23 protein-coding genes are annotated in these 26,711 nt (G+C 64.4%); 7 read left to right on the top strand and 16 right to left on the bottom strand.

Annotation, left to right across the window (positions count from 1 at the left end; genetic code table 11):
• Positions 1-2 precede the first annotated feature (2 nt).
• The 6 genes from truB (at position 3) to IB256_RS10405 (ending at position 5,861) form a co-directional block, all read left to right on the top strand.
• Positions 3-917: a tRNA pseudouridine(55) synthase TruB gene (gene truB / locus IB256_RS10430; RefSeq protein WP_192292644.1), complete on the top strand. Its 915-nt coding sequence runs from the start codon at positions 3-5 to the stop codon at positions 915-917.
• Positions 918-1,015: 98 nt separating this feature from the next.
• Positions 1,016-1,285, top strand: a complete 270-nt coding sequence (gene rpsO / locus IB256_RS10425) for a 30S ribosomal protein S15 (RefSeq protein ID WP_017518939.1) — start codon at positions 1,016-1,018, stop codon at positions 1,283-1,285.
• 169 nt (positions 1,286-1,454) lie between these two features.
• Positions 1,455-3,560: a polyribonucleotide nucleotidyltransferase gene (gene pnp / locus IB256_RS10420; protein ID WP_192292642.1), complete on the top strand. Its 2,106-nt coding sequence runs from the start codon at positions 1,455-1,457 to the stop codon at positions 3,558-3,560.
• A 94-nt stretch (positions 3,561-3,654) separates the two neighbouring features.
• A complete protein-coding gene (locus IB256_RS10415; RefSeq protein ID WP_192402474.1) occupies positions 3,655-5,076 on the top strand; it encodes a DUF4013 domain-containing protein in 1,422 nt (473 codons plus the stop codon).
• Between the two features lie 193 nt (positions 5,077-5,269).
• Positions 5,270-5,617, top strand: a complete 348-nt coding sequence (locus IB256_RS10410; protein WP_081520706.1) for a BON domain-containing protein — start codon at positions 5,270-5,272, stop codon at positions 5,615-5,617.
• A gap of 46 nt (positions 5,618-5,663) precedes the next feature.
• Positions 5,664-5,861 carry a CsbD family protein gene (locus IB256_RS10405; RefSeq protein ID WP_081520707.1) on the top strand — a complete coding sequence of 66 codons (198 nt, stop codon included), beginning with the start codon at positions 5,664-5,666 and terminating at the stop codon, positions 5,859-5,861.
• A gap of 62 nt (positions 5,862-5,923) precedes the next feature.
• Here the strand turns inward: IB256_RS10405 and IB256_RS10400 are convergent, their stop codons facing one another.
• The 9 genes from IB256_RS10400 to IB256_RS10360 form a co-directional block, all read right to left on the bottom strand.
• Entirely contained in the window at positions 5,924-7,378 is a 1,455-nt protein-coding gene (locus IB256_RS10400; RefSeq protein ID WP_192292638.1) for a rhomboid family intramembrane serine protease, read from the bottom strand.
• Positions 7,379-7,450: 72 nt separating this feature from the next.
• Positions 7,451-7,774 carry a DUF2845 domain-containing protein gene (locus IB256_RS10395; RefSeq protein ID WP_225601718.1) on the bottom strand — a complete coding sequence of 108 codons (324 nt, stop codon included), beginning with the start codon at positions 7,772-7,774 and terminating at the stop codon, positions 7,451-7,453.
• Positions 7,771-8,061 carry a DUF2845 domain-containing protein gene (locus IB256_RS10390; protein ID WP_139791700.1) on the bottom strand — a complete coding sequence of 97 codons (291 nt, stop codon included), beginning with the start codon at positions 8,059-8,061 and terminating at the stop codon, positions 7,771-7,773. Before IB256_RS10390 ends, IB256_RS10395 begins: the two co-directional genes overlap by 4 nt.
• A gap of 11 nt (positions 8,062-8,072) precedes the next feature.
• The gene (locus tag IB256_RS10385; protein WP_192402473.1) at positions 8,073-11,201 is read right to left on the bottom strand and encodes a DUF748 domain-containing protein; all 3,129 of its coding nucleotides are present in this window, start codon (positions 11,199-11,201) and stop codon (positions 8,073-8,075) included.
• Between the two features lie 100 nt (positions 11,202-11,301).
• On the bottom strand, positions 11,302-11,916 hold the full coding sequence (locus IB256_RS10380; RefSeq protein ID WP_192402471.1) for a response regulator transcription factor: 615 nt from the start codon (positions 11,914-11,916) through the stop codon (positions 11,302-11,304).
• 191 nt (positions 11,917-12,107) lie between these two features.
• Positions 12,108-13,286: an acetyl-CoA C-acetyltransferase gene (locus IB256_RS10375; protein WP_192402469.1), complete on the bottom strand. Its 1,179-nt coding sequence runs from the start codon at positions 13,284-13,286 to the stop codon at positions 12,108-12,110.
• Positions 13,287-13,384: 98 nt separating this feature from the next.
• Positions 13,385-14,263 (bottom strand): oxygenase MpaB family protein, encoded by an 879-nt coding sequence (locus tag IB256_RS10370; RefSeq protein ID WP_192292630.1) that lies wholly within the window; start codon positions 14,261-14,263, stop codon positions 13,385-13,387.
• Positions 14,264-14,345: 82 nt separating this feature from the next.
• The gene (acs, locus tag IB256_RS10365; protein ID WP_192292628.1) at positions 14,346-16,283 is read right to left on the bottom strand and encodes an acetate--CoA ligase; all 1,938 of its coding nucleotides are present in this window, start codon (positions 16,281-16,283) and stop codon (positions 14,346-14,348) included.
• A 62-nt stretch (positions 16,284-16,345) separates the two neighbouring features.
• The gene (locus IB256_RS10360; RefSeq protein WP_192402467.1) at positions 16,346-17,437 is read right to left on the bottom strand and encodes a DJ-1/PfpI family protein; all 1,092 of its coding nucleotides are present in this window, start codon (positions 17,435-17,437) and stop codon (positions 16,346-16,348) included.
• Positions 17,438-17,537: 100 nt separating this feature from the next.
• On the opposite strand from IB256_RS10360, the gene IB256_RS10355 reads away from it, so the two are divergent.
• Positions 17,538-18,512, top strand: coding sequence for a GlxA family transcriptional regulator (locus IB256_RS10355; RefSeq protein WP_192292624.1), 975 nt, complete (start codon positions 17,538-17,540; stop codon positions 18,510-18,512).
• A gap of 42 nt (positions 18,513-18,554) precedes the next feature.
• Here the strand turns inward: IB256_RS10355 and pgi are convergent, their stop codons facing one another.
• From pgi to IB256_RS10320, 7 genes are all read right to left on the bottom strand, one after another.
• Positions 18,555-20,219 (bottom strand): glucose-6-phosphate isomerase, encoded by a 1,665-nt coding sequence (gene pgi, locus IB256_RS10350; protein ID WP_192292622.1) that lies wholly within the window; start codon positions 20,217-20,219, stop codon positions 18,555-18,557.
• Between the two features lie 84 nt (positions 20,220-20,303).
• Positions 20,304-20,684: an aspartate 1-decarboxylase gene (gene panD, locus IB256_RS10345; protein ID WP_017518923.1), complete on the bottom strand. Its 381-nt coding sequence runs from the start codon at positions 20,682-20,684 to the stop codon at positions 20,304-20,306.
• A gap of 122 nt (positions 20,685-20,806) precedes the next feature.
• Positions 20,807-21,658, bottom strand: a complete 852-nt coding sequence (panC, locus tag IB256_RS10340; RefSeq protein ID WP_192292620.1) for a pantoate--beta-alanine ligase — start codon at positions 21,656-21,658, stop codon at positions 20,807-20,809.
• Positions 21,658-22,455: a 3-methyl-2-oxobutanoate hydroxymethyltransferase gene (gene panB, locus IB256_RS10335; RefSeq protein WP_138214248.1), complete on the bottom strand. Its 798-nt coding sequence runs from the start codon at positions 22,453-22,455 to the stop codon at positions 21,658-21,660. Before panB ends, panC begins: the two co-directional genes overlap by 1 nt.
• 141 nt (positions 22,456-22,596) lie before the next feature.
• Positions 22,597-23,082 carry a 2-amino-4-hydroxy-6-hydroxymethyldihydropteridine diphosphokinase gene (gene folK, locus IB256_RS10330; RefSeq protein ID WP_192292618.1) on the bottom strand — a complete coding sequence of 162 codons (486 nt, stop codon included), beginning with the start codon at positions 23,080-23,082 and terminating at the stop codon, positions 22,597-22,599.
• A complete protein-coding gene (locus IB256_RS10325) occupies positions 23,079-24,488 on the bottom strand; it encodes a polynucleotide adenylyltransferase PcnB (RefSeq protein WP_138214250.1) in 1,410 nt (469 codons plus the stop codon). The genes folK and IB256_RS10325 overlap by 4 nt, the downstream gene beginning before the upstream one ends.
• Positions 24,489-25,251: 763 nt before the next feature.
• Positions 25,252-26,688: a sigma-54-dependent transcriptional regulator gene (locus IB256_RS10320; RefSeq protein ID WP_192292616.1), complete on the bottom strand. Its 1,437-nt coding sequence runs from the start codon at positions 26,686-26,688 to the stop codon at positions 25,252-25,254.
• Between the last annotated feature and the right edge of the window lie 23 nt (positions 26,689-26,711).

The raw sequence follows: 26,711 nt of genomic DNA, 5'->3' as shown, positions 1-26,711 counted from the left end.
GCGTGGCCCAGGTGAAACGCATTCGCCGTGCGGTCAACGGTGTGCTGATTCTCGACAAGCCGCTCGGCATGAGCTCCAACCAGGCGCTGCAGAAGGTGCGCTGGCTGCTCAATGCCGAGAAGGCCGGCCACACCGGCAGCCTCGATCCGCTGGCCACCGGCGTGCTGCCGCTGTGCTTCGGCGAGGCGACCAAGTTCTCCCAGTACCTGCTCGACGCCGACAAGGCCTACGAGACGATTGCCAAGCTGGGCGTCACGACCACCACCGCCGATGCCGAAGGTGAGGTGGTCGAGCAGCGCGAAGTTACCGCTGGTCGGGAAGCCATCGAGGCCCTGCTGCCGCGCTTCCGTGGCGACATAGAGCAGGTGCCGCCGATGTACTCGGCCCTGAAGAAGGACGGCCAGCCGTTGTACAAGCTGGCCCGTGCGGGAGAGGTAGTGGAGCGCGAGGCGCGTTCTGTTACTATTGCGCGCCTGGAAATGCTCGCGTTCGAGTCGCCCTGTGCGACCCTGGCGGTTTCCTGCAGTAAGGGCACCTACATTCGCACCCTGGTCGAAGACCTGGGCCGCGAACTCGGTTGTGGCGCACATGTCGCCGCCCTGCGCCGGACACAGGCAGGTCCCTTCCAGCTGAACCAGTCGGTGACGCTTGAGGAACTCGAGAAAGCCCATGCCGAGGGTGGCAACGAAGCTCTCGACCGCTTCCTGCTGCCGGTGGATGCCGGCCTGGAACACTGGCCGCTGCTGCAGTTGTCGGAGCACAGCGCCTATTACTGGCTGCATGGTCAGCCGGTACGCGCCCCCGATATGCCGAAGTTCGGCATGTTGCGGGTGCAGGATCATGAGGGCCGCTTCATCGGTATCGGTGAAGTGGTCGAAGACGGGCGCCTGGCGCCGCGTCGACTGATTCGGTCTTAAGACCGAAACCGAGGGTGGCTGTCAGCAGGCACGGTCACTCCTCTTATTATGAACACAGGGATAAGTCCCTGGCCTGTTACCTCAGAGGAAGCCCCATCATGGCACTGAGCGTCCAAGAAAAAGCCCAGATCGTTAACGAGTACAAGCAAGCTGAAGGCGACACCGGTTCCCCGGAAGTGCAGGTTGCACTGCTGTCCGCCAACATCAACAAGCTGCAGGACCACTTCAAGGCCAACGGCAAAGACCACCACTCCCGTCGTGGCCTGATCCGTATGGTTAACCAGCGTCGTAAGCTGCTGGACTACCTGAAGAGCAAGGACACCTCTCGTTACAGCGCCCTGATCGGTCGCCTGGGCCTGCGTCGCTAAGACGGCAAGCCTGAAGTGGGAAGCTGGGAGTCCGGGGTCGATGGGCGGTGTAAACCGCTCATCGGCTCTGGCTCCCGGCTTTCTCGCTTTTACAGGGAATGAAATCGGGTCCGACTCCCGGCATTTCCACAATTTCCCCCAAGGCAACTAAAGAGAAGGTAGAGCAACCGTGAACCCGGTAACCAAGAAATTCCAGTTCGGTCAGTCGACCGTAACCCTCGAGACTGGCCGCATCGCCCGCCAGGCCACCGGTGCCGTCCTGGTCACCATGGACGACGTCACCGTGCTCTGCACCGTCGTCGGCGCCAAGCAGGCCGACCCGAGCAAGAGCTTCTTTCCCCTCTCCGTGCACTATCAGGAGAAGACCTACGCAGCCGGCCGCATCCCCGGTGGTTTCTTCAAGCGTGAAGGCCGTCCTTCCGAGAAGGAAACCCTGACCTCGCGCCTGATCGACCGTCCGATCCGCCCGCTGTTCCCGGAAGGCTTCATGAACGAAGTGCAGGTTGTCTGCACCGTCGTTTCCACCAACAAGAAGTCCGATCCGGACATCGCTGCCATGATCGGCACCTCCGCCGCCCTGGCGATCTCCGGCATTCCGTTCGCCGGCCCGATCGGCGCTGCCCGCGTTGGCTTCCACCCGGAAATCGGCTACATCCTCAACCCGACCTACGAGCAGCAGCAGAGCTCCAGTCTCGACATGGTCGTGGCCGGTACCTCCGACGCCGTACTGATGGTTGAGTCCGAAGCCGACGAGCTGACCGAAGACCAGATGCTGGGCGCCGTTCTGTTCGCCCACGAAGAATTCCAGGCCGTCATCCGCGCCGTTGCCGAACTGGCAACCGAAGCCGGCAAGCCGACCTGGAACTGGTCCGCTCCGGTCGAGAACACCGCCCTGGTCAACACCATCAAGGCCGAGTTCGGTGCTGCCATCTCCGAAGCTTACACCGTCACCATCAAGCAGGACCGTTATGCGGCCCTGGACGCCCTGCGCGAGCAGATCGTCGCCAAGTTCGCCGGTGAAGGCGAAGGCCAGTTCTCCGCAGGTGAAGTCAAAGAAGTCTTCGGTCTGCTGGAATACCGCACCGTTCGCGAGAACATCGTCAACGGCAAGCCGCGTATCGACGGCCGCGACACCCGCACCGTGCGCCCGCTGCGCATCGAAGTCGGCGTACTGGGCAAGACCCACGGTTCGGCGCTGTTCACCCGTGGCGAAACCCAGGCTCTGGTCGTTGCCACCCTTGGCACCGCCCGTGACGCCCAGCTGCTCGACACCCTCGAAGGCGAGCGCAAAGACCCCTTCATGCTGCACTACAATTTCCCGCCGTTCTCGGTAGGCGAGTGTGGCCGTATGGGCAGCGCGGGCCGTCGTGAAATCGGCCACGGCCGCCTGGCACGCCGCAGCGTTGCTGCCATGCTGCCTACCCAGGACGAGTTCCCCTACACCATCCGCGTCGTTTCCGAGATCACCGAATCCAACGGTTCCAGCTCCATGGCTTCCGTTTGCGGTGCTTCCCTGGCTCTGATGGACGCCGGTGTTCCGGTCAAGGCGCCGGTTGCCGGTATCGCCATGGGTCTGGTGAAGGAAGGCGACAAGTTCGCCATCCTGACCGACATCCTGGGTGACGAAGACCACCTGGGCGACATGGACTTCAAGGTTGCCGGTACCGACAAGGGCGTTACCGCCCTGCAGATGGACATCAAGATCAACGGCATCACCGAAGAGATCATGGAGATCGCCCTGGGCCAGGCCCTGGAAGCTCGCCTGAACATCCTCGGCCAGATGAACCAGATCATCGCCGCTCCGCGCGCCGAGCTGTCGGAAAACGCTCCGACCATGATCCAGATGAAGATCGACACCGACAAGATCCGCGACGTCATCGGCAAGGGCGGCGCCACCATTCGCAGCATCTGCGAAGAGACCAAGGCCTCGATCGACATCGAGGACGATGGCAGCGTGAAGATCTACGGCGAAACCAAGGAAGCTGCCGAGGCCGCCAAGCAGCGCGTCCTGGGTATCACCGCGGAAGCCGAGATCGGCAAGATCTACGTCGGCAAGGTCGAGCGCATCGTGGACTTCGGTGCCTTCGTCAACATCCTGCCGGGCAAGGATGGTCTGGTGCACATCTCGCAGATCAGCGACAAGCGCATCGATAAGGTCACCGACGTTCTGCAGGAAGGCCAGGAAGTCAAAGTCCTGGTTCTCGACGTGGACAACCGTGGCCGTATCAAGCTGTCCATCAAGGACGTAGCCGCTGCTGAAGCCTCTGGCGTGTAAGCAATCGGTGAAATGAAAGAGGGCCCCTTGCGGGCCCTCTTTTTTTGCCTTGAAAATGCGCTATTCGCCGATCTCGCTCCAAGGATGCCCCGAGATGGACAAGCGTTACTGTCACTACCACAGTGCCCAGCCCGCGACCTGGCATTGCCAGCCCTGCGAGCGTCATTACGGCGACTGCTGTATTCCCCTCAATGCCGACGCTCCGGAGTACGCACCGGCGTGCCCGCTGTGCCGCGGCCACCTGCGCTTCCTCGGCGCGGCCAATACCGCGCAACCCTTCTGGGAGCGCCTGCCGAAATTCTTCGCCTACGGCTTCCAGGCCGGGCCGCTGGCCTTCTGCACCTTGCTGGCACTGGCCTGCGTGTTCATGCCGGCGATGATCGTGCTCTGGGTCGCGTTGCTCAGCGTGGCAACCAAGTACCTGCACAGCGTGATCGAGGCCGCGAGCTTTGGTGGCCAGGACGCCCCAGGCCTGATCGAAGCCTTCAGTGCCGACAGCCTGCGCACTTTCTTCCAGCAGTTGGCGGTGTTTCTGATCGCCCTGGTCCTGCTCTGGCTGGCAGCCGACTTCCACAGCGAGGCCGTCTACTGGGCCGCCAACATCGGCCTCATGCTGGTGCTGCCGGCGAGCATCATCCGCCTGTCCCTGGACAAGAGCCTGGGCGCTGCGCTCAGCCCCAGTGAAGTGGGGCAGGTCATCGCCGCCATGGGCTGGCGTTACCTGATCCTCTGTGTGTTCCTGTTCATCCTCTGGCAGTCGCCCACCTATGTTGGCTGGCTGCTCTCCAACGGACTACCGCGCGTGGTGATGGTCCCGGTGGTGGCGGGGCTGACCGGTTATTTCGCCGTGGTGATGTGCGCCATGATGGGCTACGCCGTGTTCCAGTATCAGGGTGAACTGGGCTACGTCTCCGCCGGGGAAGACGCACCAGCCGGCTTTGCCGCGCCGGAATGGCACCGCCGCAAGGCGCTGGCCGAGGCGGAAGTGCGGGTCAAGGAGGGGCAGACCGGTGCCGCCCTGGAGATTCTGGTCGCCGCCCTGCGTGAAGGTCGCCAGGACCTCAAGCTGAACGAGCGTTATCACCAGTTGCTCTTCGCCCTGAACGAGCGCGCCGAGTGCCTGAACCACCTGCCGCACTATCTGGGCCTGGCCAGCCGGCTCAATCCGCAGCTGGCTGCCAGCGCCTTCCTCAATGCCCGGCAGCTGCAGGCGGATTACCTGCCGGAGGATCCAGGCGTGTGCGAGCGTGTCGCCGAGGTCCTGATCGAGCGCCACAAGGCCCGCGAGGGGCTGAGCCTGCTGCGCAACCTGCACAAGCGCTTCCCGGAGTACCCCGGCCTACCACGTGCCTACCTGATGGCGGCGCGGGCTTTCTCCGAACAGCTGGGCCAGGTGGAGCCGGCGCAGCAACTGCTGGCTTTTATTCGGCAGCGCTACCCGGCGTTCGAGCAGATGGGCGAGGTGGTGCAACTCGAGGCCGTGCTGGCGAAGTTGGGTCGAAGCTCCGGGACCTAATCGTGCAAGCTGCATGAAGCGCAGCGGCGGGCTTTGCAAACTGCAAGCGAAGGGTGCTGTTGGAGTTTTCGCAACGCACTGATTTATAAGGTTTTTTATGAATTGGAAAAGCTGGCACAGGGCTTGCGATAGTCCTAGTGCAACTGCTGCCAGGCACGGGCCGCAGTTTTCCAATAATTCAGGAGAAACCGCCATGAAACGTTTCAACAAACTGGCTCTCGCCGCTGCCACTGCAACCGCCCTGAGCTTCTCGTTCGCCAACTCGGTGTTCGCCCAGCCGACGACTCTGGCCGCAAACGAGACAGTTCAGAAAACCGAAGAGGCGGTCTCCGACACCTGGATCACCAGCAAGGTGAAGTCTTCGCTGATCGCCAACAAGGATATCAGCGGTACCAACATCAAGGTCGAGACCAACAAGGGTGTGGTTTCCCTCTCGGGTAACGTCAAGACCGACGCCGAGAAGGAACTGGCCATTCAGACCACCAAAGGGATCAAGGGCGTGACCGCTGTCTCGGCCGATGGCCTGAAATCGGTCGAGTAAGAACCACAGCTTCTCACCCCATCCAACCTCGAATAGGAGGATCGCCATGAACACTGACGTGATCAAAGGCAAGTGGAAGCAGTTGTCCGGCACTATGAAGGAAAAGTGGGGCAAGCTGACCGACGACGATGTACAAGCGGCAGACGGACACGCCGAGTACCTGGTAGGCAAACTGCAGGAACGCTACGGCTGGACCAAAGAGAAAGCGGAAGAGGAAGTTCGCGACTTCAGCAGCCGTCTGTAGCACCCAGAAAAGGCATGCCCCCAGCCCCGCCGGTTCGCCGGCGGGGCTTTTTCATGGGCAGATCAGGGGGCGAGGTGTTGCTGGTAGATCGTCAGCTGCCGGGTTGGATCGGCTTCCGGGTAGTGCTGGCGGAGGAAGCGCGAGAGTTCGCGCACTGCCTGCAGGTCGCCTTTTTGCCCCATCTGCTTGGCCAGTTGCAGGGTCAGGCCGGGTAGCGGTTCGGGCAGTTGGCCCGAGCGTGACAGGCGCCGCCAGCTGTGCAACGCCTGAGCGGATTCATTGCGCTGGAGCAGTTTGCGCAACAGGTGCAACTGAATCGCCGGGTGGGCCAGCAGTCCGGCGTCGGCGGCGGCACTTTCCTCGGTGAGGCGGCGCAGTAGCGCATCGGCTGACGCGGAAGGTGGCAGGGCGAACAACTGCTTGAGGGTTTCCCCCATCAGGGCGCGGTCCTGCCGCCCCTTGGCGACGCCGTACAGGCGTTCGACCAGTACCGGCTGGCCGGGAAACTGCCGCAGCAGCTCCGGGCCGCGTGCAGCAGCCTGGTCGAGGGCAAAGCGGCCGATCTGTTCGTCCAGCGAGGCCAGGGCGCGCTTGAACGGGGCGTCCGGGTCTTCCTTGCTCAGGTAGGCCTCGTCCACCGGCATGCGCCCCAGGGTGCGCGGTAGCCAGACGGTGAGAAAACCAGAAACCAGGCCGCCGATGTGCGCGTAGTAGTTCACATGGTCGGCGGCGCGGACCAGACCGAACAGTTCCTTGCCCAGCCACAGTGGCAGGATCCACAGCGCCGGTGCCTTGAGGTAGCCCATCAGGGGCCCGAGCCAGTAGAAGAACTGGATGCGCCGCAGGCCGTAGACGCCGATGTACATGCCCATCAGGCCGGAGATCGCGCCCGACGCGCCGATGCCCGGCACCCAGGAAGGATCGAGCGCCCACCACAGCAGGCCGGAGCACAGGCCGCTGAACAGGTAGAGGCCCAGATAAAGGGCCCGACCCAGTGCCGCTTCGAGGGCGAAGCCGAAGATGAACAGGAACACCATGTTGCCGGCCAGGTGCCAGAAGCTGCCATGCAGGAACATCGAGCCGAACAGGCCCTGCACGGTGAAACGCTCGGGGATAAAACCGAAGCGCAGGCTGCTGGTCTGGTCGCGCGCTGTTTCGGCCCTGAGGCGCGAAGCCTGCCAGGCAGCGTCCTGCTGGAAAGCTGGCAGGGTACGCAGTTCGTGGCCGAACTCCAGGTCCGAGAGTATCAGCCAGGCCAATCGCTGGCGGGGAAGGGCTTCGAGGGCGCGCTGTTGGTCGGCTTCCAACCGGTCGCGACGCTCCAGCGAGGCGCTGAACAGTGGACGCTCATGGCTCAGCAGGTCCTGTTCGAGGTAGAGGCGCACGGCTTCTTCGCGCCGGGTGCTGTCGCCACCCTGGTAGCCGAAGTAGATCAGGACGTTGATGACGATCAGCAGCAGCGTGATGACGGGAGGTTTCTTCCAGTCCAGCGGGTGCTCGGCGGGGACGATTACCATGGCGACCGGTCCTTGGCCCGAATGGCGTGAATGCTTGAGTGGCGGCGAGACTAGCACCCGCCACCACGGCTGTCAGTTGCCGCTGCGCTTGCTCTGGATATCGCTGAGGCGGTTGCCTTCGAAGCGGACGAAATACAGCATGCCGCTCCAGGGGCCGTAGATCCATTCCTCTACGGCTACTTCCATCGATTCGCCATAACGCGGGCCGGGTACCTGCTTGTAGCCGAGGAAGGAGCGGCTGACCGGCTCGCCGCATCGGCTGAGTACGTCGCTGGTGACATCGCCGGTGCTGATCAGTTTGCTGCTGCAGCGCAGGCTGGCGGCCTGTGCCTCAAGGGGCGTGAAGGTGAGGGGTAGCAGCAGGGCTGCCAGGCGCAGTACAAGAGGCGTCTTCAATTGCGTTTGAACTCGATGCTTTTGAGCTTGTTGGCTTCGAAGGTGAGGATGTAGCTGGTGCCGTTGCGCGGGCCGTAGACCCATTCTTCGACCCGGTACTCGCGGCGATCATAGCCGCCGAGGGTATAGCCGACCTCATCACGGTGATCCGGCGCACCGCACTTCTGCTCGACTTCCCAGGCGCGGTCGCCAGCGTTGATCAGGGCGCTTCCGCAACGCATGCTTTCCGCCTGGGCGCCCGCCGCGCAAAGCAGCAGGGCGCAGGACATCCAGGTCAGGGCTTTCATCGAACGACTCCTTATTCGCTATCAAGGTGAAGCTGGGTGGCCACACTGCCACCATTCTCCGCTTCGCCGAAGCTGACGTCGATGAGGTAGATGCGGTCGTCACCCAGGCCACCCTTGGCGACCAGGTAGTCCTTGATCTGGGTTGCGCGCTCCTGACCGAGCTTGCGCAGCAGCAACTGGCTGTCGCTCCAGGAATCGAGCACGGCCTGGCGCATCTTCGCCGAACGCTCGTCCTTGCTCAGGTCCTGCCATTGCGCTGGCGGCTGCTTCTTCAGGCGCGCGCGGTAGACACCTTCGAGCAGAACCGGCTGCAGGTCTTCCGGCACTTCCAACTGGCTCGCGTCACTGGGCACCTTGTCGCCCCGGCGCTGCAACATGCTGTAGTAGTTCTTCTGGTATTCCTGCTTCAGGCGTTTGTCGGCCAGCAGCGGGCCGTCGCTCGAGGCGGCGGCGACGCCTTCGACTTCCAGCTTCAGCGCCGGACGCTGCTTGAGGGCTTCGGCCAGCTTGTCGAGATTGCCCTGGGCGCTGGCGTCCAGCTCGCTGGAGCCGGGGGCGAACACCACATTGCTCAGGTCCGGCCCGCCACCGCCACCGGCCAGGCCGGCGATGAAGTTGAAGGGCGCCTGCACGGCGCGCACGACCAGGTTGCGCAGGGTCTGCCAGACGATGGGCATGACGCTGAACTGCGGGTTGTTCAGGTCGCCTTCCACCGGCAGCTGGATGTCGATATTGCCGTTGGCGTCCTTGAGCAGGGCGATCGCCAGTTTCACCGGCAAGTCCACCGCGTCCGGGCTGTCGACCTTCTCGCCCAGCTGCAGATGTTCCACCAGTACCTTGTTGTCGGCTTTGAGCTTGCCCTGGGTGATCTGGTAGTGCAGGTCCAGGTTCAGCCGGCCCTTGCGGATGCGGTATCCGGCGAACTTGCCGGAGTAGGGCGTCAGGGTGGTCAGCTCGACGCGTTTGAAGCTGGTGGCGATGTCCAGCTTCTCCAGCGGCGAGAATGGGTTGAGGCTGCCCTTGATGGTGACCGGCGCGTACTTGTCGACCTTGCCCTTTACGTCCACCGAGGCCGGTGCCGGATTGCGGTTGTCGATGGTGCCGATCTCGCCAGCGAGTTGCTGGATGGCCGTGGCGAAGTCGGGGCGCAGAGTCAGGTCGGCGAAGTTGGCCGAACCGTTGTTGATCTTCACGCCACCGATACGAATGCCCAATGGCTTGCTGTTACTGCCCGCGGCGCTGCCCTTGCTCGCTGTGGACGAGGCGGATTCCGGTTGCGCAATGATCAGCTCGCTGACGTTGGTGCTGCGGTCCTCGTTGATGATGAAGCGCGCGTAGGGCTCCTCCAGCGAAACGGTCTGGATCACCAGGCTGTCGCCATGTTTGTAAGCCAGGCCGTCGAGCGTCAGCTTGGTCCATTTGACGAAGTCGCGGCTCTTGAGGGTGTCCAGAGTGTGCAACTGGGTCACCTGGGCGCTGCCGGCGACGCTGAAGGCCAGCGGCTCGGTGCCCTTGAGGTCGACGTCCAGGTCGCTGGACAGCAGGCCGCTGCGCAGCTCCAGGCGAATGAACGGATCGATGTAGGCCTGGGCGACGCGCAGGTCGATGTCGCGGGTCGAAACCTTGAGCTTGGCGCTGACCGGGCTGGGGATGACCTGGCCGCTGGCCTCGATCTGCCCGCGCGGGCCGAGGCCGGTCTTGAGCTTGAGCTGCAGTGGCGAGGTCAGGCCGCTGTCGACGTTCTGCAGGTCCAGGTCCAGCGGGCCGATCTCCAGGGCCACCGGTTTACCCGGTGCGCGATCGGCCAGATGCGCCTTGTAGCCGCGTAGCTGGGTATCGCGCAAAACCACGTGCCATGGCTTCTGCGGCTCGGCCGGTGCGCTCGGCTCGGCCGTCTGCACAGGTTTATCAGCCCCGGCGGGTTTAGCTTCGGGTTTGGTTTCTGGCTGGGGTGGAGCGGCGGGGCTGGCTGGCTCGGTCTGGGCCGTCCTGGTACGGGCGCCGGGCTGGGCTTCCGGTTGATCTGTCGGGGCCTCCGGCTCTTTGCCGGCTGCAGCTGTCGCCTCGGTGGCGGGCGCTGGCTCGGCAGCGGCCTGCGCCTGCGGCGTGGGCTCCTCGGGGCGCTTGTAGGGTTTGAAGTCGGCGAAGAGCTTCTGCCAGTCCAACTGGCCGTCCTTCTCCCGAGCCGCCCAGGCTTCCAGCCCCTGGCTGCGGATCTGGCCCACCACCACTTCCTGCTTGACGAGGTCCAGGGTGGTGTCGGCGACATCCAGGGTGGCGAGCTTGGCCAGGGGTTTTCCTTCGGGGGAACTGAGATCCAGGTCGCGCAGCTTGATGGCGGCCTTGTCCAGCAGGAGTTGCGTCCCCTTCGAGAGGTCCAGGTGGTAGTCGGAGGCCACGCTGAGGATGCCGTTGTTCAGGTTCAGCGGTGCGTTGTCCCGCACATAGGGCCACCAGGCCTTCAGTGGTACGCCGTCGAGGGTGAAGCTGCCCTTGGAGGTGAAGGGCACGATGCTCAGGTCGCCCTTCCAGTCGAGCTTGCCGCCGTGGGGACCGGTGGCGACCAGGGTCATTTCGGCGCCGTCTTCAGGCAGGGTGCTGAGGTTGTGCAGCTCGAAACCCATCGGGTCAAAGACGAATTCCACCGGATCGCTGGGGCGGCGGTCGAGGAAGTGCAAGCTGCCTTCGGCGAGGCGGATGCGGTCGATGCGCAGCGGGAAGGGATCGCTGGGTTCTTCCTGGGCCGGGGCCGGCTCACTGGGCGGCAACTTGAACAGTTTGCTCAGGTTCAGCGTGCCGTTCTCAGCGAACAGCAGTTCGGTGTGCGGGGCGTCCAGTTCAACGTCGGCGAGGTGCAGCCTGCGTTTCCACAGGCTGTCGAGTTCGAGGTTGGCGTAAAGGCGACGGAAGCGTACCTGCTCTTGTCCATCGTCTCCCAGATGCAGGCCCCAAAGGGTGAGTTCGAGGCTGAACGGGTTGAACTCGATGCGTTCCAGGCGTGCCGGGACCGTCGAGTAGTGGGCCAGTTGCTGGTTGGCTATCCGCAATCCAACGCCGGGCAGGATGAGAAAACCCAGCAGGCAATAGAAGAGGACCAACAGCACTACCGCGCCGATCGCGCGTTTCAATCCTTTGGGCATGGCGAGAGTCGTTTCCGTCGTGACGTGCCACAGGAGTATGGCACGGCTGTGATTCTTCGATTCGATAGTCGCCTGCGGACGCGGTTTTCAGTGATGTCTGTCAGTCATTCAGGCGATGGGTGCGGGCGAATTCGACCAGGTCCACGAGGCTTTCCAGGTTCAATTTCTCAAGAATGCGCGTCTTGTAGGTGCTGACAGTCTTCTGGCTGAGGAACAGTTCCTCGGCGATGTCCTTGTTGCTCATGCCTCTCACCAGGCTGCGCAACACGACCAGTTCGCGTGGCGTGAGGCTGGCCACCGGATCGGTATTCTTGTCGATGCTCAGGGCCTTTTCCGGGAAGCAGCGATAGCCCGAAACCAGCATGCGTGCCGCGTTGAGAATGGCGCTGGTGTCCTTGTTCTTGCTGACGAATCCATGCGCGCCCGCCGCTTCGACCTTGCTTGAGTACAGACGTTCATCCTGCGAGCTCAACACCAGCAGGCGGATGTTCTCGTCGAAGATATGGATGCGCGCCAGCAGGTCGAGGCCATCCATGCCGGGGAGGTTGAGGTCGAGTATCACCAGATCGGGGCGTTCCTTGCGCACGGCATCCAGCCCGCCATGGCCATCGGCCGCTTCACGGACTACTTCGAACTGCGGATCCTGCTCCAGCAGCGAGCGGATAGCCAAACGCATTGCGGGGTGGTCCTCGATCAGCACCACACGCTTCTTCATAACTGACTCCCTGAGTCCGAATAATTGCGCGCATTGATCTTGAAGATAGACCAGTTGTTCAAGCACCTACGGAATATTCCTATGCGTAGGACTGAAAGCATGCGGGGAATCAAGTTGGCAGGGAGTCGCCCTGCCAGCGTGCGCAGAGACTTGCCGCGCAGAGTGAATTCTGCGCAGCAAGCCAACGGTTGTCAGCGCTCCAGAGCCAGCGCCACGCCCTGCCCGCCGCCGATGCAGAGCGTCGCGAGACCTTTTTTCGCGTCGCGGTGGAGCATTTCGTGCAACAGGGTGACCAGCACGCGGCAGCCCGAGGCGCCGATGGGGTGGCCGAGGGCGATGGCGCCGCCGTTCACATTCACCTTCGAAGCATCCCAGCCCAGTTCCTTGCCCACGGACAGCGCCTGGGCGGCGAAGGCTTCGTTGGCTTCGATCAGGTCCAGGTCGGCGAGTTGCCAGCCGGCCTTCTCCAGGCAGCGGCGGGTAGCCGAGACCGGGCCAATGCCCATGATGGCCGGGTCGACTCCCGCGTTGGCGTAGGCGGCAATACGGGCCAGGACCGGCAGGCCCAGTTCGCCGGCTTTGGCGGCGCTCATCAGCAGGACGGCGGCGGCGCCGTCATTGAGGGTGGAAGCATTGCCGGCAGTCACGCTGCCGTCCTTCCTGAACGCCGGTTTGAGCTTGGCCAGGGACTCGGCGGTAGTGCCGGCGCGTGGCTGTTCGTCGGTGTCGAAGCGCAGCGGTTCGCCCTTGCGCTGGGGAATCTCGATGGCGGTGATCTCGGCCTTGAATCGGCCCGCCTCGATGGCCGCAGTCGCCTTGCGCTGCGAGTCGGCGGCGAAGGCGTCCTGCTCCTCGCGGCTGATGCCGTACTTTTCCACCAGGTTCTCGGCGGTGATGCCCATGTGGTAGTCGTTGAAGGCGTCCCACAGGCCATCCTGGATCATGCTGTCGATCAGCTTCGCGTGGCCCATGCGCAGGCCGGTGCGGGCGCCGGGCATGACGTAGGGGGCGAGGCTCATGCTTTCCTGGCCGCCGGCAATGATGATGTCGGCGTCCCCGCAGCGAATCGCCTGGGTCGCCAGGTGCAGTGCCTTGAGCCCGGAGCCGCAGACCTTGTTCACGGTCATCGCGGGGACGCTGTTGGGCAGGCCGGCAGCGATCAATGCCTGGCGCGCCGGGTTCTGGCCGGCGCCGGCGGTCAGGGTCTGGCCGAGGATCACCTCGTCGACCCGAGCCGGGTCCAGGCCGGTCTGTTGCAGCAGGCTGCGAATGACTGCAGCGCCCAGTTCATGGGCCGGCAGTGCGGAAAGCGAACCCTGGAAGCTGCCGATGGCGGTACGGGTGGCAGCGACGATGACGACTTCTTGCATGACACGAATCCTCTGTCGGAAGCGGCGAGGCCGCAGCGAACGGTCATGGTTGCATGCCCGCCGCCGGCTCACCACCCTCCGAACCGGGTGGTCACGCTTCAGCGCAGAGGTGGTAAACCCATGCGCCGGCGTGCGCGGTGCAACGAGCCGTTGCGGACCGCCCAGCGCAGCAGTGGCACGCTGCGCCTCACACTGGAACGGATCAGTTGCCGCTGCAGGCTCCCCAGGCTCAGGCCGAGCTGATCCGTGGCCCAGTCCGGCAGCAGATCTATGCCAGCGCGCATCATCAGCATGCCGAAGGGTTTGGCGAGGAAGCTCGGGGCGGGGGCGTTGAACAGCACGCTGACCACTTCGCGGGTGCGCTCGTCGTAGCGCAGTTGCGGGCGCATGCGTTGCAGGTAGGCGGCGACATCGGCCCGCGAACGCGGCACGTTGCGTGCTCCGAGACGCTCGGCGATGCGGGCGATCTCATCGTAGTAACGGTCCTGCTCTTCGCCGGAAAGGTCCGGGTTCAGGTAGCGCAGGTGCGAGGCGAGGAAGCAGCTGACCTCGGCGACATGCACCCAGGTCAGCAGGTCCGGGTCGCTGGCGGCATAGGATGTACCGTCGGGCAGCGTGCCGTGCACATTGTCGTGGATGCGTCGCACCCGCTCGATCAGCTTCTCGGCGTCACTGCGCGAGCCATAGGTGGTGGCGGAGATGAACTGCCCGGTGCGTCGCAGGCGGCCAAGCATGTCGGCGCGGAAGTTGGAGTGGTCCCAGACACCGCCGAGAGCAGCGGGGTGCAGCATCTGCAGGAGCAGGGCGCTGATACCGCCGATGAGCATCGAGCTGAAGTCCCCGTGGACTCTCCAGCTCACGGAGTCCGGCCCGAACAGGCCGGGGTCGCCCTTGGGCGACTCGAAGTCGACCCCGCCCAGGGCGAGGCCGGTCAGGCTGAGTACCTGGCTTTCGATATGACGGCGGACGGTTTCCATTGCGGCGGACAGGCCTCGGGGCAAGGACGACAGGTCTGTTTGCTAAACCTAGCATCTTTGCACCCTTGGCCTGTAGCGCGCGTCAGCGGTTGAGGCGGTTGTCGATCAGTCCCTGGACCACGCTGGGGTCGGCCAGGGTCGAGGTGTCGCCGAGGTTTTCCAGCTCGTTGCAAGCGATCTTGCGCAGGATGCGACGCATGATCTTGCCCGAACGGGTCTTGGGCAGGCCCGGCGCCCACTGCAGCATTTCCGGCTTGGCGAAGCTGCCGATCTCCTTGCTCACCAGCGCCAGCAGTTCCTGCTTGAGCGCGTCGCTGGGCTCGATGCCGTTCATGGTGGTGACGAAGGCGTAGATGCCCTGGCCCTTGAGGTCGTGCGGATAGCCGACCACGGCGGCCTCGGCCACCGAGTCGTGCAGGACAAGCGCACTCTCCACCTCGGCGGTGCCGATGCGGTGGCCGGAGACGTTGATCACGTCGTCCACGCGGCCGGTGATCCAGTAGTAGCCATCCTCGTCGCGGCGCGCGCCGTCGCCGGTGAAGTAGTAGCCGGGGTAGGGCTTGAAGTAGGTGTCGATCATCCGTTGGTGGTCGCCATAGACGCTGCGGATCTGGCTCGGCCAGCTTGATTTAATGGCGAGGACGCCGGAACCGGGGCCAGCGATTTCCTTGCCCTGCTCATCCAGCAGCACCGGTTGCACGCCGAAGAAGGGGCGGGTGGCGGAGCCGGGTTTGAGGTCAGTGGCCCCGGGCAGCGGGGTGATCAGGATGCTGCCGGTCTCCGTCTGCCACCAGGTGTCGACGATGGGGCAGCGTTTTTCGCCCACCACGTTGTAGTACCACTCCCAGGCTTCCGGGTTGATCGGCTCGCCAACCGAGCCGAGCAGGCGCAGGCTGCTGCGGTCGGTCTTCTGCACCGGGGCTTCGCCCTCGCGCATCAGGGCGCGGATCGCGGTCGGCGCGGTGTAGAAGATGTTCACCTGGTGCTTGTCGATCACCTGCCAGAAGCGCGAGGCGTCGGGGTAGTTCGGCACGCCCTCGAACATCAGGGTGGTGGCGCCGTTGGCCAGCGGGCCGTAGACGATGTAGCTGTGGCCGGTGACCCAGCCCACGTCCGCGGTGCACCAGTAGATGTCGCCGTCGTGGTAGTCGAACACGTACTTGTGGGTCATTGCCGCGCCCAGCAGGTAGCCACCGGTGGTGTGCAGTACGCCCTTGGGTTTGCCGGTGGAGCCGGAGGTGTAGAGGATGAACAACGGGTCCTCGGAGTCCATCGGCTCGGGGGCGCAGTCTTCGCTGACCTCGCCCAGCGCCTCGTGGTACCAGATGTCACGGCCTTCGACCCATGGGATCTCGCCCTGGGTGCGCTCGACCACCACCACGGTGGAGACGTTCGGGCAGTCGGCCAGGGCCTTTTCAACGTTCTTCTTCAGCGGGACGTACTTGCCGCCGCGCACACCCTCGTCGGCGGTGATCACGGTGCGGCAGTCGGCATCGTTGATGCGGTCACGCAGGGCGTCCGGGGAGAAGCCGCCGAACACCACCGAGTGGATCGCGCCGATCCGCGCGCAGGCCAGCATGGCGTAGGCCGCCTCGGGGATCATCGGCATGTAGATGCAGACCCGGTCGCCCTTCCCTACGCCGCGGCTCTTGAGCACGTTGGCCAGGCGGCAGACATGGCTGTGCAGCTTGCGGTAGGTGATGTTGGCGGATTCGCTGGGGTTGTCGCCTTCCCAGATGATCGCGACCTGCTCGGCACGCTGTTCCAGGTGGCGGTCGATGCAGTTGTAGGTGACGTTGAGCTGACCGCCCTTGAACCAGGTGGCCTGGCCCTTCGCCAGGTCGCCGTGGTGCACCGAGTGCCAGGGCTTGAACCAGTCGAGGAAGGCCTTGGCTTGCTCGCCCCAGAAGGCTTCCGGGTCGTCTACCGACTGCTTGTAGAGGCGCTGGTACGCGTCGTTATCGAGGTAGGCACGCTTGCGTACGGCCTCCGGCACGGGGTGAAGGCTGATCTCGTACATGGGGAATCCTTGTTGTTGTTGAGCCGAGATGCCCCCAAGGGTGCATCCAAGGCCAGGCGGGTTCAAGGGTTGTCCATGTTGTTTCGACGCGCCAGGCGGTCGGATCGTTCAGGCGGGGCGTATTCCAGCTGGGAGGCGACCAGGCGCCGGGTCGATTCGCCGTAGCGCCGGGCGATGGCGTCAAGTGTGCTGTCGAGCGTCGGGATCGCCGTGGCGCCAAGTCCCGGCAATGCTGGGTGGTCGTCAGGTGGATCCGGCAGGAACAGCAGGCCACCGGCACTGCTGACGGGGTGCGCGGCGCTGCCCCGTACTTCTGTTCGGAAGGTCCGCGCCCAGGCGTCCGCTGTCAGTGCCAGGCTGACTTCGTCGAAGCCCTGCTTCAGGGGGACGCTGAAGACCTCGTGGTTCCAGATGGCGAGGTAGTTGGCGGCGGCGATCAGGTAGCCGCTGACGCCGAGGCTGAAGCGCTGGCTGTCGTGCCGCGGCGACCAGTCCTGTACGCCGAACTCCCGAGCGAGCGTGGCGGCTCTGGGTTCGCCGGCGATGGCCGCCACCAGTGCAAGTGATAGCGGTAGTGCAGCGGTAACACCGGAGGTGGTGATCACCTTGCCGTCCGCTACGTAGCGGCGATTCTCCTCCCAGTGAGTATCGGGAAAGTCCTCCAGGCGCTGGCTACGCGAGTACCAATGGCCGGTGGCGCGTCGGCCGTGCAACAGCCCCGCGTAGCCCAGCACCAGGACGCCATCGCAGACGCCGACGATGGTCGCGTCCCGCGCTGCCTGCGCCTGGATGAAGGCCAGCAGGGTAGGGTCCTGGCTGTCGTGCACGGCGGGCACGATCAGATAGTCGGCGCCCTGCGGATAACGTTGCATGAACTCCTCCAGCGTGGCCTGTGGCTGAAGTCGCAGGGCGGGCATCAGTTGCACAGGTCCTGGCTCCGTCGCAAGGGCGAGCACTTGCGCCACTCCCGAACGGCGCAGTATGCCGAGAGGGATGACGTAATCCGCGAGCTCGGTCATGCGGTTCTGGGCGACGACGGCGATGACCGGGCGTTCGCGGCCGAGACGCGGTTGATAGGGTGCAAGCGTCTCGTCGTCAGCCTGGGCGGCGTGGGTGCAGAGCAGCAGGATGAGAAACAGCAGGACAGTGCGCATGGCCATCTCCGAGGGGGGATTTCCATCCTGCCGGCGATACGTCTGTCACTTCTGACGCTGATGGATGAATATCTGCCAATCGTTCCCAGGACTTGCCCCGATGAGTGCTCCTCACCGCGTTCTGTTGCTGGTCTTCCCGGACTTCCAGTTGCTCGATGCCACCGGGCCGGCCGATGTGTTCTCGGCAGTGGACGAACACCTGCCGGCCGCTGCCCGTCCCGCCTACCAGCTCGAGGCGGTATCGCCAGCTGGCGGGTTGGTTCGCTCCAGTACCGGACTGGAACTGGCGACCAGGGCCTTGCCAGAGCCACAGCAAGTGGCGGGCTGCACTGTGCTCGTGGCGGGCGGCCATGGGGTGCAGGCGCTCCTGCAGAAAGGCGAAGTCGCGCGCTGGCTGACGCAGGCCTCAATCCACGCCGCGCGTTGCGGCTCGGTGTGCACCGGGGCCTTTCTGCTGGCACAGGCAGGGCTACTGGAGGGGCGATCGGTGGTCACCCACTGGCGTTACGCCGAACTGTTGCAGCGACTGTTTCCTCGCTTGCGGGTGATGCACGACTCGCTGTTCGTCCGCGACGAGAAGTTCTACAGCTCTGCCGGTGTGACGGCCGGGATGGACCTGTGCCTGAGTCTGGTGGAGGAGGACCACGGTCGCTCCCTGTCGCTGCGGGTTGCCCGTGGGCTGGTGATGTACCTGCGCCGTCCTGGCGGCCAGCGCCAGTTCAGTGCCGAGTTGCTGGCGCAGCAGGCGCCGCCGGGCGGGCAGATGGAGCGCCTGGTGGAGTGGCTGCGGGGACGGCTGGCGGAGGCCCTCGATGTCGAGGAGATGGCGACGCAGATGGCCATGTCAGCGCGCACTCTGCATCGGCATTGCAAGGCGGAGATGGGGATGACCCCGGCGAAGCTGCTGCTGGAGTTGCGTCTGGAGAAGGCGAGCCAGCTGCTGGAGGCGAGGGAATCGTCGCTCAAGCGGGTGGCACAGCACGCAGGCTTCGGCAACGAATACAACCTGCGACGCGCTTTCGTGCAGGCGCTGGGCGTGACGCCCGCGGAGTTTCGTCAGCGCTTCTGCCGCTAGGAGCGGGACGGACGCGCAGGCGCGCCTCCGTCCGTTTCGCTATCAGCCGCGGTGACGGCCGCGGAAGAAGTCGATCAGGCCTTGGGTGGAGCCGTCCTCGGCGGCGCTTTCCTCGCTGCCGACCAGGCGGCCGTAGACAGCCTTGCCCAGCTCCTTGCCCAGTTCCACGCCCCACTGGTCGAAGGCGTTGATGCCCCAGAGGATGCTCTGTACGTAGACCTTGTGCTCGTACATGGCGATCAGTGCACCCAGGCGGCGGGCGCTGATGCGCTCCAGCACCAGGGTGTTGCTCGGGCGGTTGCCCGGGATCACCTTGTGCGGCGCCAGGCGCTGCACTTCAGCTTCGTCCACACCTTTGGCGCGCAGCTCGGCTTCGGCCTCGGCGCGGCTCTTGCCGACCATCAGGGCCTGGCTCTGCGACAGGCAGTTGGCGTACAGCCACTGGTGGTGATCGGCGACCGGGTTGTAGCTGGACACCGGGACGATGAAGTCGGCCGGGATCAGGTGGGTGCCCTGGTGCAGTAACTGGTGGTACGCGTGCTGACCGTTGCAGCCCACGCCGCCCCAGATCACCGGCCCGGTGCCGGCGGACACCGGGGTGCCGTCCTGGCGCACGCTCTTGCCGTTGGATTCCATGTCCAGCTGCTGCAGGTGATCGGTGATGTTCCGCAGGTAGTAGTCGTAGGGCAGGATCGCGTGGCTGCGCGCGCCCCAGAAGTCGCCGTACCAGACGCCGAGCAGGCCCAGCAGCACCGGGATGTTCTTCTCGAACGGGGATGTCAGGAAGTGCTGGTCCATGCTGTAGGCGCCGGACAGCAGCTCCTTGAAGTTGTTGATACCCACCGACATGGCGATCGGCAGGCCGATGGCCGACCACAGTGAGTAACGACCTCCGACCCAGTCCCACATCGGGAAGACGTTCTCCGGGCGGATGCCAAAGGCGGCGGCCGCCTCCTTGTTGCTCGAGACGGCGATGAAGTGGCGGTACAGCTCCGCCTCGCTGCCGCCCTGGGCCAGGTACCAGGCGCGGGCTGCCTGGGCGTTCTTCAGGGTTTCCAGGGTGCCGAAGGACTTCGAGGAGACGATGAACAGCGTGGTCTCGGCGTTGAGCTTGGCGGTCATCTCGCGGAATTCGCTGCCGTCGATGTTCGCCAGGTAGTGGCAACGCACGCCTTTCTGGGCGAAAGGCAGCAACGCTTCGGAGACCAGTTGCGGGCCGAGGAAGGAACCTCCGATGCCGATGTTCACCACGTCGGTAATCGGCTTTTCGGTATAGCCGCGCCACAGGCCGTTGTGTACCGCGGCGACCAACTCAGTCATCTGGTGCAGCACGCGGTGCACTTCGGGCATCACATCGATGCCGTCGACCAGAACCTTGTCGCCGATGGGGCGGCGCAGCGCGGTGTGCAGCACCGGGCGGCGTTCGGAGGCATTGATCACCTCGCCACGGAACATCGACTGGATGGCCTCGCCCAGCTTGGCTTCCTCAGCGAGCTTCACCAGCAGGTCGAGAGTGTCCTGGCGAATCAGATTCTTCGAGAAGTCGAGGAACAGACCGCAGGCGCTCATGGAGAAGCGCTTGAAACGCTCCGGGTCCTCGGCGAATGCCTCGCGCATGGTGAAGTTCTGCAGATCCTGGCGGTGGGCCGCCAATGCCTGCCAGCTTGCCAGTTTGGTGGCATCCAGCGGGGTGAGGTGGTGTTCCATGACGTACCTTCGGGTAAGACGGGCGTGTTTGAACGAGGCTTTGGAACTTGGGAAGGCCCGGTGGTTCCGAACCTTCCCAGTGGCTCAGGCGAGCTGAACCGGGATGGCGTTGCTGGTGTGGCTGAGTTCATTGCCGGGCGCCATGTACAGCATGCGCGGCTGGTAGCCTTCCAGCTCGGCGTCGCTGAACTGAGCGTACGCGCAGATGATCACCCGGTCACCCACCTTGGCCTTGTGGGCGGCGGCGCCGTTGACGGAAATCATCCGCGAACCTTCCTCGCCACGGATGGCGTAGGTGGTGAAACGTTCGCCATTGTCGACGTTGTAGATCTGGATCTGTTCGTACTCGCGGATGCCGGCGAGATCGAGCCATTCGCCGTCGATGGCGCAGGAGCCTTCATAGTCGAGCACGGCGTGGGTGACTTCGGCGCGGTGCAGTTTGGCTTTGAGCATGATGCTCTGCATGGCGTGGCTCCTGTTTTTCTTCTGGTCGAGGAGAGCGGGGCGAGTATGCCCGAGCACCCGAAGTCGCTCAAGGCCGCGACTGGCGCGGCTTCGAGGCGAAAATTCGGGTATCGGGCGGGGAATCAGTCGATGTGGAAGGCGAGGTTGTCGATCAGCCGGGTGGTGCCCAGGAAGGCGGCGACCAGGATCACCAACTGATGGTCTTGCGCCGTAGCCGGGCGCAGGCCGGCGGACTCGCGCGCCTCGAGGTAGTCGATGCGCAGGCCGGCCGCTTCGATCTGCTGGCTGCCCTCGGACAGCAGCGCGGGGAAGTCGCGCTCGCCCTGGCGGATACGCTCGGCCAGTTGCTTCAGGGTGCGCTGCAGGACAGGCGCGAGGGCGCGCTGTTCCTCAGTGAGGTATCCGTTGCGCGACGAAAGGGCCAGACCGTCCTCGGCGCGCACGGTGGGCTCGCCGAAGATCTGGATCGGCAGGTTCAGGTCGCGTACCAGCTTGCGGATGACCGCCAGTTGCTGGAAGTCCTTCTCGCCGAACAGCGCCATGTCGGGCTGGACCATGTTGAACAGCTTGCAGACCACCGTGGCGACGCCATCGAAGTGACCAGGACGGCTGCCGCCGCACAGGCCCTCGGAGACGCCGGTGACATGCAGTCTGGTCTGGCCTTCCATGCCGTCGGGATACATCTCCTCAACGGTGGGGGCGAACAACAGATGGCAGCCGGCGTTGAGCAGTTTCTCCTGGTCCGCCGCCAGGGTGCGCGGGTACTTGTCCAGGTCTTCGCTGGGGCCGAACTGCAGCGGGTTGACGAAGATGCTCGCCACTACGAAGTCGGCGCGCTGGCTGGCCTTGGTCACCAGCGCGGCGTGGCCGGCATGCAGGTTGCCCATGGTCGGGACCAGAGCAATACGCTTGCCTTCGCTACGGGCGCGCGCCACGGCGGCGCGCAGCTCACGGACTGTCTTGACTGTATTCATCAGGCGAAACCGTGCTCCGGGCCGGGGAAGGTGCCGTCCTTGACTGCCTTCACGTAGGCGGCGAAGGCGGACTGAATGTCGGGCTGGCCGTCGAGGAAGTTTTTCACGAACTTCGGCGAACGGCCGGACAGCGACAGGCCGAGCATGTCGTGCATCACCAGCACCTGGCCGTCGGTGCCGGCGCCGGCGCCGATGCCGATGACCGGGATCTTTACGGCTTCGGTGATTTCCTTCGCCAGTGCGGATGGCACGCACTCCAGCAGCAGTACGGCGGCACCGGCCTGCTCCAGGGCGATGGCGTCGGCGCGCAGCTGGCGCGCCTGGTTTTCCTGGCGGCCCTGGACCTTGAAACCGCCGAACAGGTTGACGGCCTGCGGGGTGAGGCCCAGGTGTGCGCACACCGGGATGCCCATCTGGGCCAGGCGGATGATCGGCTCGGCGAGCCAGGCGCCGCCTTCGAGCTTGACCATGTGGGCGCCGGCCTGCATGACCTTCACCGAGTCGCGCAGCAGCTGGTCCAGCGAGGTGCCGGATTCGAACGGCAGGTCGGTGACGATCAGTGCGCCCTTGTTACCGCGTTTCACGGCGGCGGTGTGGTAGGCCATGTCCTCAACGGTCACCGGCAGCGTGCTGTCGTGACCTTGCAGCACCATACCCAGGGAGTCACCGATCAGCAGCATTTCGGCACCGGCCAGACTGGCGGTGTGGGCGAAAGTGGCATCGTAGGAGGTCAGCATCGCGATCTTTTCGCCGCTTTGCTTGAGACCTTGCAGGGTGGTCAGGGTGACATCAGGCATGAAAGTGTCCTCGGTTCTGCGCCGGGCAGGGGCAAACGGGGCCCTATAGTCCGGATCGAAAAAGGCTAAGTCAATTGCAGGTGTTACCGGACTGTTACGGCGTTACTGCCAGTGCGCCCCACGCCTGGGGCGCAGCATGCATCAGGACAGGCGCTCGAGGCCGCTGAACGGACAGGCGGCGAGCAGCTCGGCCAAGGTGCGCCCGTCGGGGAAACGCAGTTGCGGAGCGAGGTCCGCCAGCGGGTAGAGCACGAAGGCGCGGGCGTGCATGTGGTAGTGCGGCACGGTCAGGCGCGGCTCTTCGATCAGGCGCTGGCCAAACAGCAGAATATCGAGGTCGAGGGTGCGCGGACCCCAGCGCTCATCCTTGCGTACGCGGCCCTGCTCCAGCTCGATGGTCTGCAGGGCGTCGAGCAGCGCGAGTGGCTCCAGGTCGGTATCCAGGGCGGCCACGGCGTTGACGTAGCGCGGCTGGTCCGGCGGGCCCAGCGGGTCGCTGGCGTAGAGCGGGGAGACCACCGCCACCTTGGTGGCGGGGACTTGCGACAGCGCCTTCAGCGCGGCTTCCAGCTGCTGGCGCGGCTCGGCGAGGTTGCTGCCGAGCCCGATGTACACCCGTTCGCTCATTCGCTGCTGGCGCCTTCGGTGCGCGGGCCGCGACGGCGACGGTTGCTACCGCCACGGCGGCGCTTGCGCGGTGCGGCGGCGCCGCCTTCTTCCTGCTGGCTGGCCAGGTTACGGATCATCCCGCGGCGTTCACCGTCGCTGGCTTCCTGGTAGTCGGTCCACCAGTCGCCGAGGCCGCCGGTTTCCTCGCCGGCGCTCTCGCGCAGCAGCAGGAAGTCGTAGCCGGCGCGGAACCGCGGGTTCTCCAGCAGCAGGTCAGCCTTCTTGCCCTGGCGGCGCGGCAGGCGCTCCTGCATGTCCCAGATCTCGCGGATCGGGATGGTGAAGCGCTTGGGCACCGCGGTGCGGCGGCACTGCTCGAGGATCAGCTCGTGGGCGGCTTCCTGCATCGCCGGGATCGGCGGCATGCCACGGTCCTGCAGCTTCAGCACGCGGGCAGGCAGGGCCGGCCAGAGCAGCGCAGCGAACAGGAAGGCCGGGGTAACCGGCTTGCCCATGCGGATGCGCTCGTCGGTGTTGGCCAGGGCCTGGCGCATCAGCTTGCCGGCGTACTCCGGGTCGTCCTTCAGCGCCTTGGCGCTCGCCGGGAACAGCGGGGCGAACAGTTCGTACTCGTTGAGCAGTTCGAAGGTGCGTTCGGCCTTGCCGCTGAGGAACAGCTTGAGGATTTCGTCGAACAGGCGCGCCGAAGGAATTTCATTGAGCAGCGGCGCCAGGCGGCGAATCGGTGCGGCGCTGTGCTTTTCGATCTCGAAGTCCAGCTTGGCGGCGAAGCGCACGGCCCGCAGCATCCGTACCGGGTCTTCGAGGTAACGCTGCTCCGGATCGCCGATCAGGCGGATCAGGCGGTTGCGGATGTCGCGCACGCCGTGGGCGTAGTCGAGGATGCGCTCGCCGGTGACGTCGAAGTACAGGGCGTTGATGGTGAAGTCGCGGCGCTGGGCGTCGTCTTCCAGGGTGCCGTAGACGTTGTCACGCAGTATGCGGCCGGCCTCGTTGCGGGAGGCGTGGGCGCTATTGGCGTCGTCGTCTTCGCTGACCGGATGGTTTGCGCGGAAGGTGGCAACCTCGATGATCTCGCGGCCGAAGTGGACGTGGACCAGCTTGAAGCGGCGACCGATCACCCGCGCGTTGCGGAATTCGGCACGCACCTGCTCGGGGGTGGCGCTGGTGGCCACATCGAAGTCCTTGGGCGGAATGCCCAGCAGCGGGTCACGTACGCCACCGCCGACGATGTACGCCTGGTAGCCAGCCTTGGTCAGGCGCTCCACGACGTTCACCGCGTTCCTGCTGAACTGTTCCCGCCGCAGCGAGTGCTGATGATTGCCAACGACTTCCGGAGTAGTGCGGACAGCGCGCGGACGGCGCAGTGGGGATCGGATGGACTGGATCAGCTTTTTCAGCATGTGTGCACTATCGGGAATAGGTGTATGGATGGCATACGCAGGTCTCGGCAAGCCGCCTGATTACGGCGTTTCCTGGAGGATAGCGGGTGTCTGCCGCTGCCTTGAAACAAATGGCAGCAAATCGAATGCCGTCTGCGCCGCGGCGATTCTAGCATCGTGGGGTGGGATGATGAAGAAAACTGAAGAAAGGGACTTGCGGGGAGGGAGCGGGAGGGTGTAGCGAAAGCTACTGGGGGAGCCGAGGCTCCCCCCCAAATAGGTGCGTGCTTTGTTTTTATTATGATTACCGGGCTTGTTGTTTTTGTTTGTAGACCCGACCCTCGAAGCTACCTGCTTCGGGGAACCTTCCACACTTGGAAGGTGTTCAATAGCAAACGGATTGCTTTGGTCGCTGAGTGAGCAATGATCTTTCGATCCAACCAGTTTTGCGTGCTGTCTCAAGACAGTTTTATTCTTCTTGACTGGTTGCGGGACTGGTCCCGACGGCTACCCTTCTCCAAAAGAATCAGTTAGCTGCGCCTCCGCGATCTTGTTTTTGTTGTGCTGGAGTCGTTTCGTCTTGTTCTTATTGTGAGTGGTCGTGCTTGTTATTGTTGTTGTACCAATAACAAAGCAGATGCCGTGCCAACTTTTGCGAATCCTTATTTTTCAAGGGTTTGCGAGGATTCACCCCCGAACGGCAGGCACAAAAAAGCCGGGTTTCCGTTACCGATGAACCCGGCTTTTGTTACGGAGCTTGTCTCCGGTAACAGTGTGAAACGTCTTACGAGTCAGCCGATGCGCCGGATTTGCGGCGCGGGATGCCCAGGCGCTGGCGGCGTTCCCACAGGCATTTGCGGCTGATGCCCAGCTTGCGGGCCAGCTCGGTCTCGGTCATGTGGTCCTGATGCTCGAGGACGAAGTGTTGGAAGTAGTCCTCCAGCGACAGGTCCTCGGTAGGCTCGTGGTTGCTGGCGCTGCCGTTGGTCGGGCGCAGGTCGCCGTCATCGCCGAAGTCGTCGTCCAGATCATCCAGCTCGATGTCGATGCCCAGCAGGTCGGCCGGGATTTCCTGGCTTTCGCTGAGGATCACCGCGCGCTCGATGGCGTTCTCCAGCTCACGCACGTTACCCGGCCACGGGTAGTGACGGATGGCCTGTTCGGCCTCGTGGGAGAAGGTCAGTGACGGGCGCCCCATCTGGGAGCACTGGCGCGCCAGGAAGGAGCGGGCGATCTCCATCACGTCAGGGCCGCGCTCGCGCAGGGGCGGCAGTTTCAGCGAGATGACGTGGAGGCGGTAATAGAGGTCTTCGCGGAACTGGCCGGTCTTGGCCAGCATCTTCAGGTCGCGGTGGGTGGCGGCGATCAGGCGGACGTCGACCTTCTGCGACTGCACCGAGCCGACTCGGCGGATCTCGCCTTCCTGCAGCACGCGCAGCAGGCGTGCCTGGGCCTCGAGCGGCAGCTCGCCGATCTCGTCGAGGAACAGAGTGCCACCGTCGGCCGCTTCCACCAGGCCCGCACGGCCGGCGCTGGCGCCGGTGAACGCACCTTTCTCATGGCCGAACAGTTCGGATTCGATGAGGGTTTCCGGAATAGCGGCGCAGTTCACCGAGATCAGCGGCGCCTTGGTGCGCTTGGACAGGTTGTGCAGCGCGCGGGCGACCAGTTCCTTGCCGGTACCGGACTCGCCCTGAATCAGCACATTGGAGTCGGTGGGCGCGACCTTGCGGATCTTGGTGTAGAGCTCCTGCATGGGCGCGCAGGAGCCGATGATGCCGATCTCGCCGTCTGCGGGCGCGGTGTTACCGCTGCTACGGTCGGCGGCCTTGGCGTTACCGCGGGCTTCGGCGGGAGCGTTACGGTTTTCCTGGCGATCCTTGAGGATGCGCGCCACGGCCTGGAGCATCTCGTCGTGGTCGAACGGCTTGGCGATGTAGTCCACCGCGCCCATCTTCATCGAGTCCACTGCCGAGCGCAGGCTGGCATAGCTGGTCATGATCAGCACCGGAGTGCCCTGGGCCAGCTTGATCAGCTCGGTGCCGGGTGCGCCGGGCAGGCGCAGGTCACTGACGATCATGTCGAACGACGGGATGCTGTAGCGCTCCTGCGCCTCCTGTACCGAGCCAGCTTCGCTGACCTGGTACTGGTTGCGCTCGAGCAATCGTCGCAGGGCGGAACGGATGATGGTTTCGTCTTCGACGATGAGGATATGTGCCATGTATTCAGCTCTCTCGACGTGCT

The organism is Pseudomonas sp. PDM17 (genome assembly GCF_014851985.1).
Classification (GTDB): Bacteria; Pseudomonadota; Gammaproteobacteria; order Pseudomonadales; family Pseudomonadaceae; genus Pseudomonas.
This window is presented reverse-complemented; position numbering and strand designations above follow the sequence as displayed.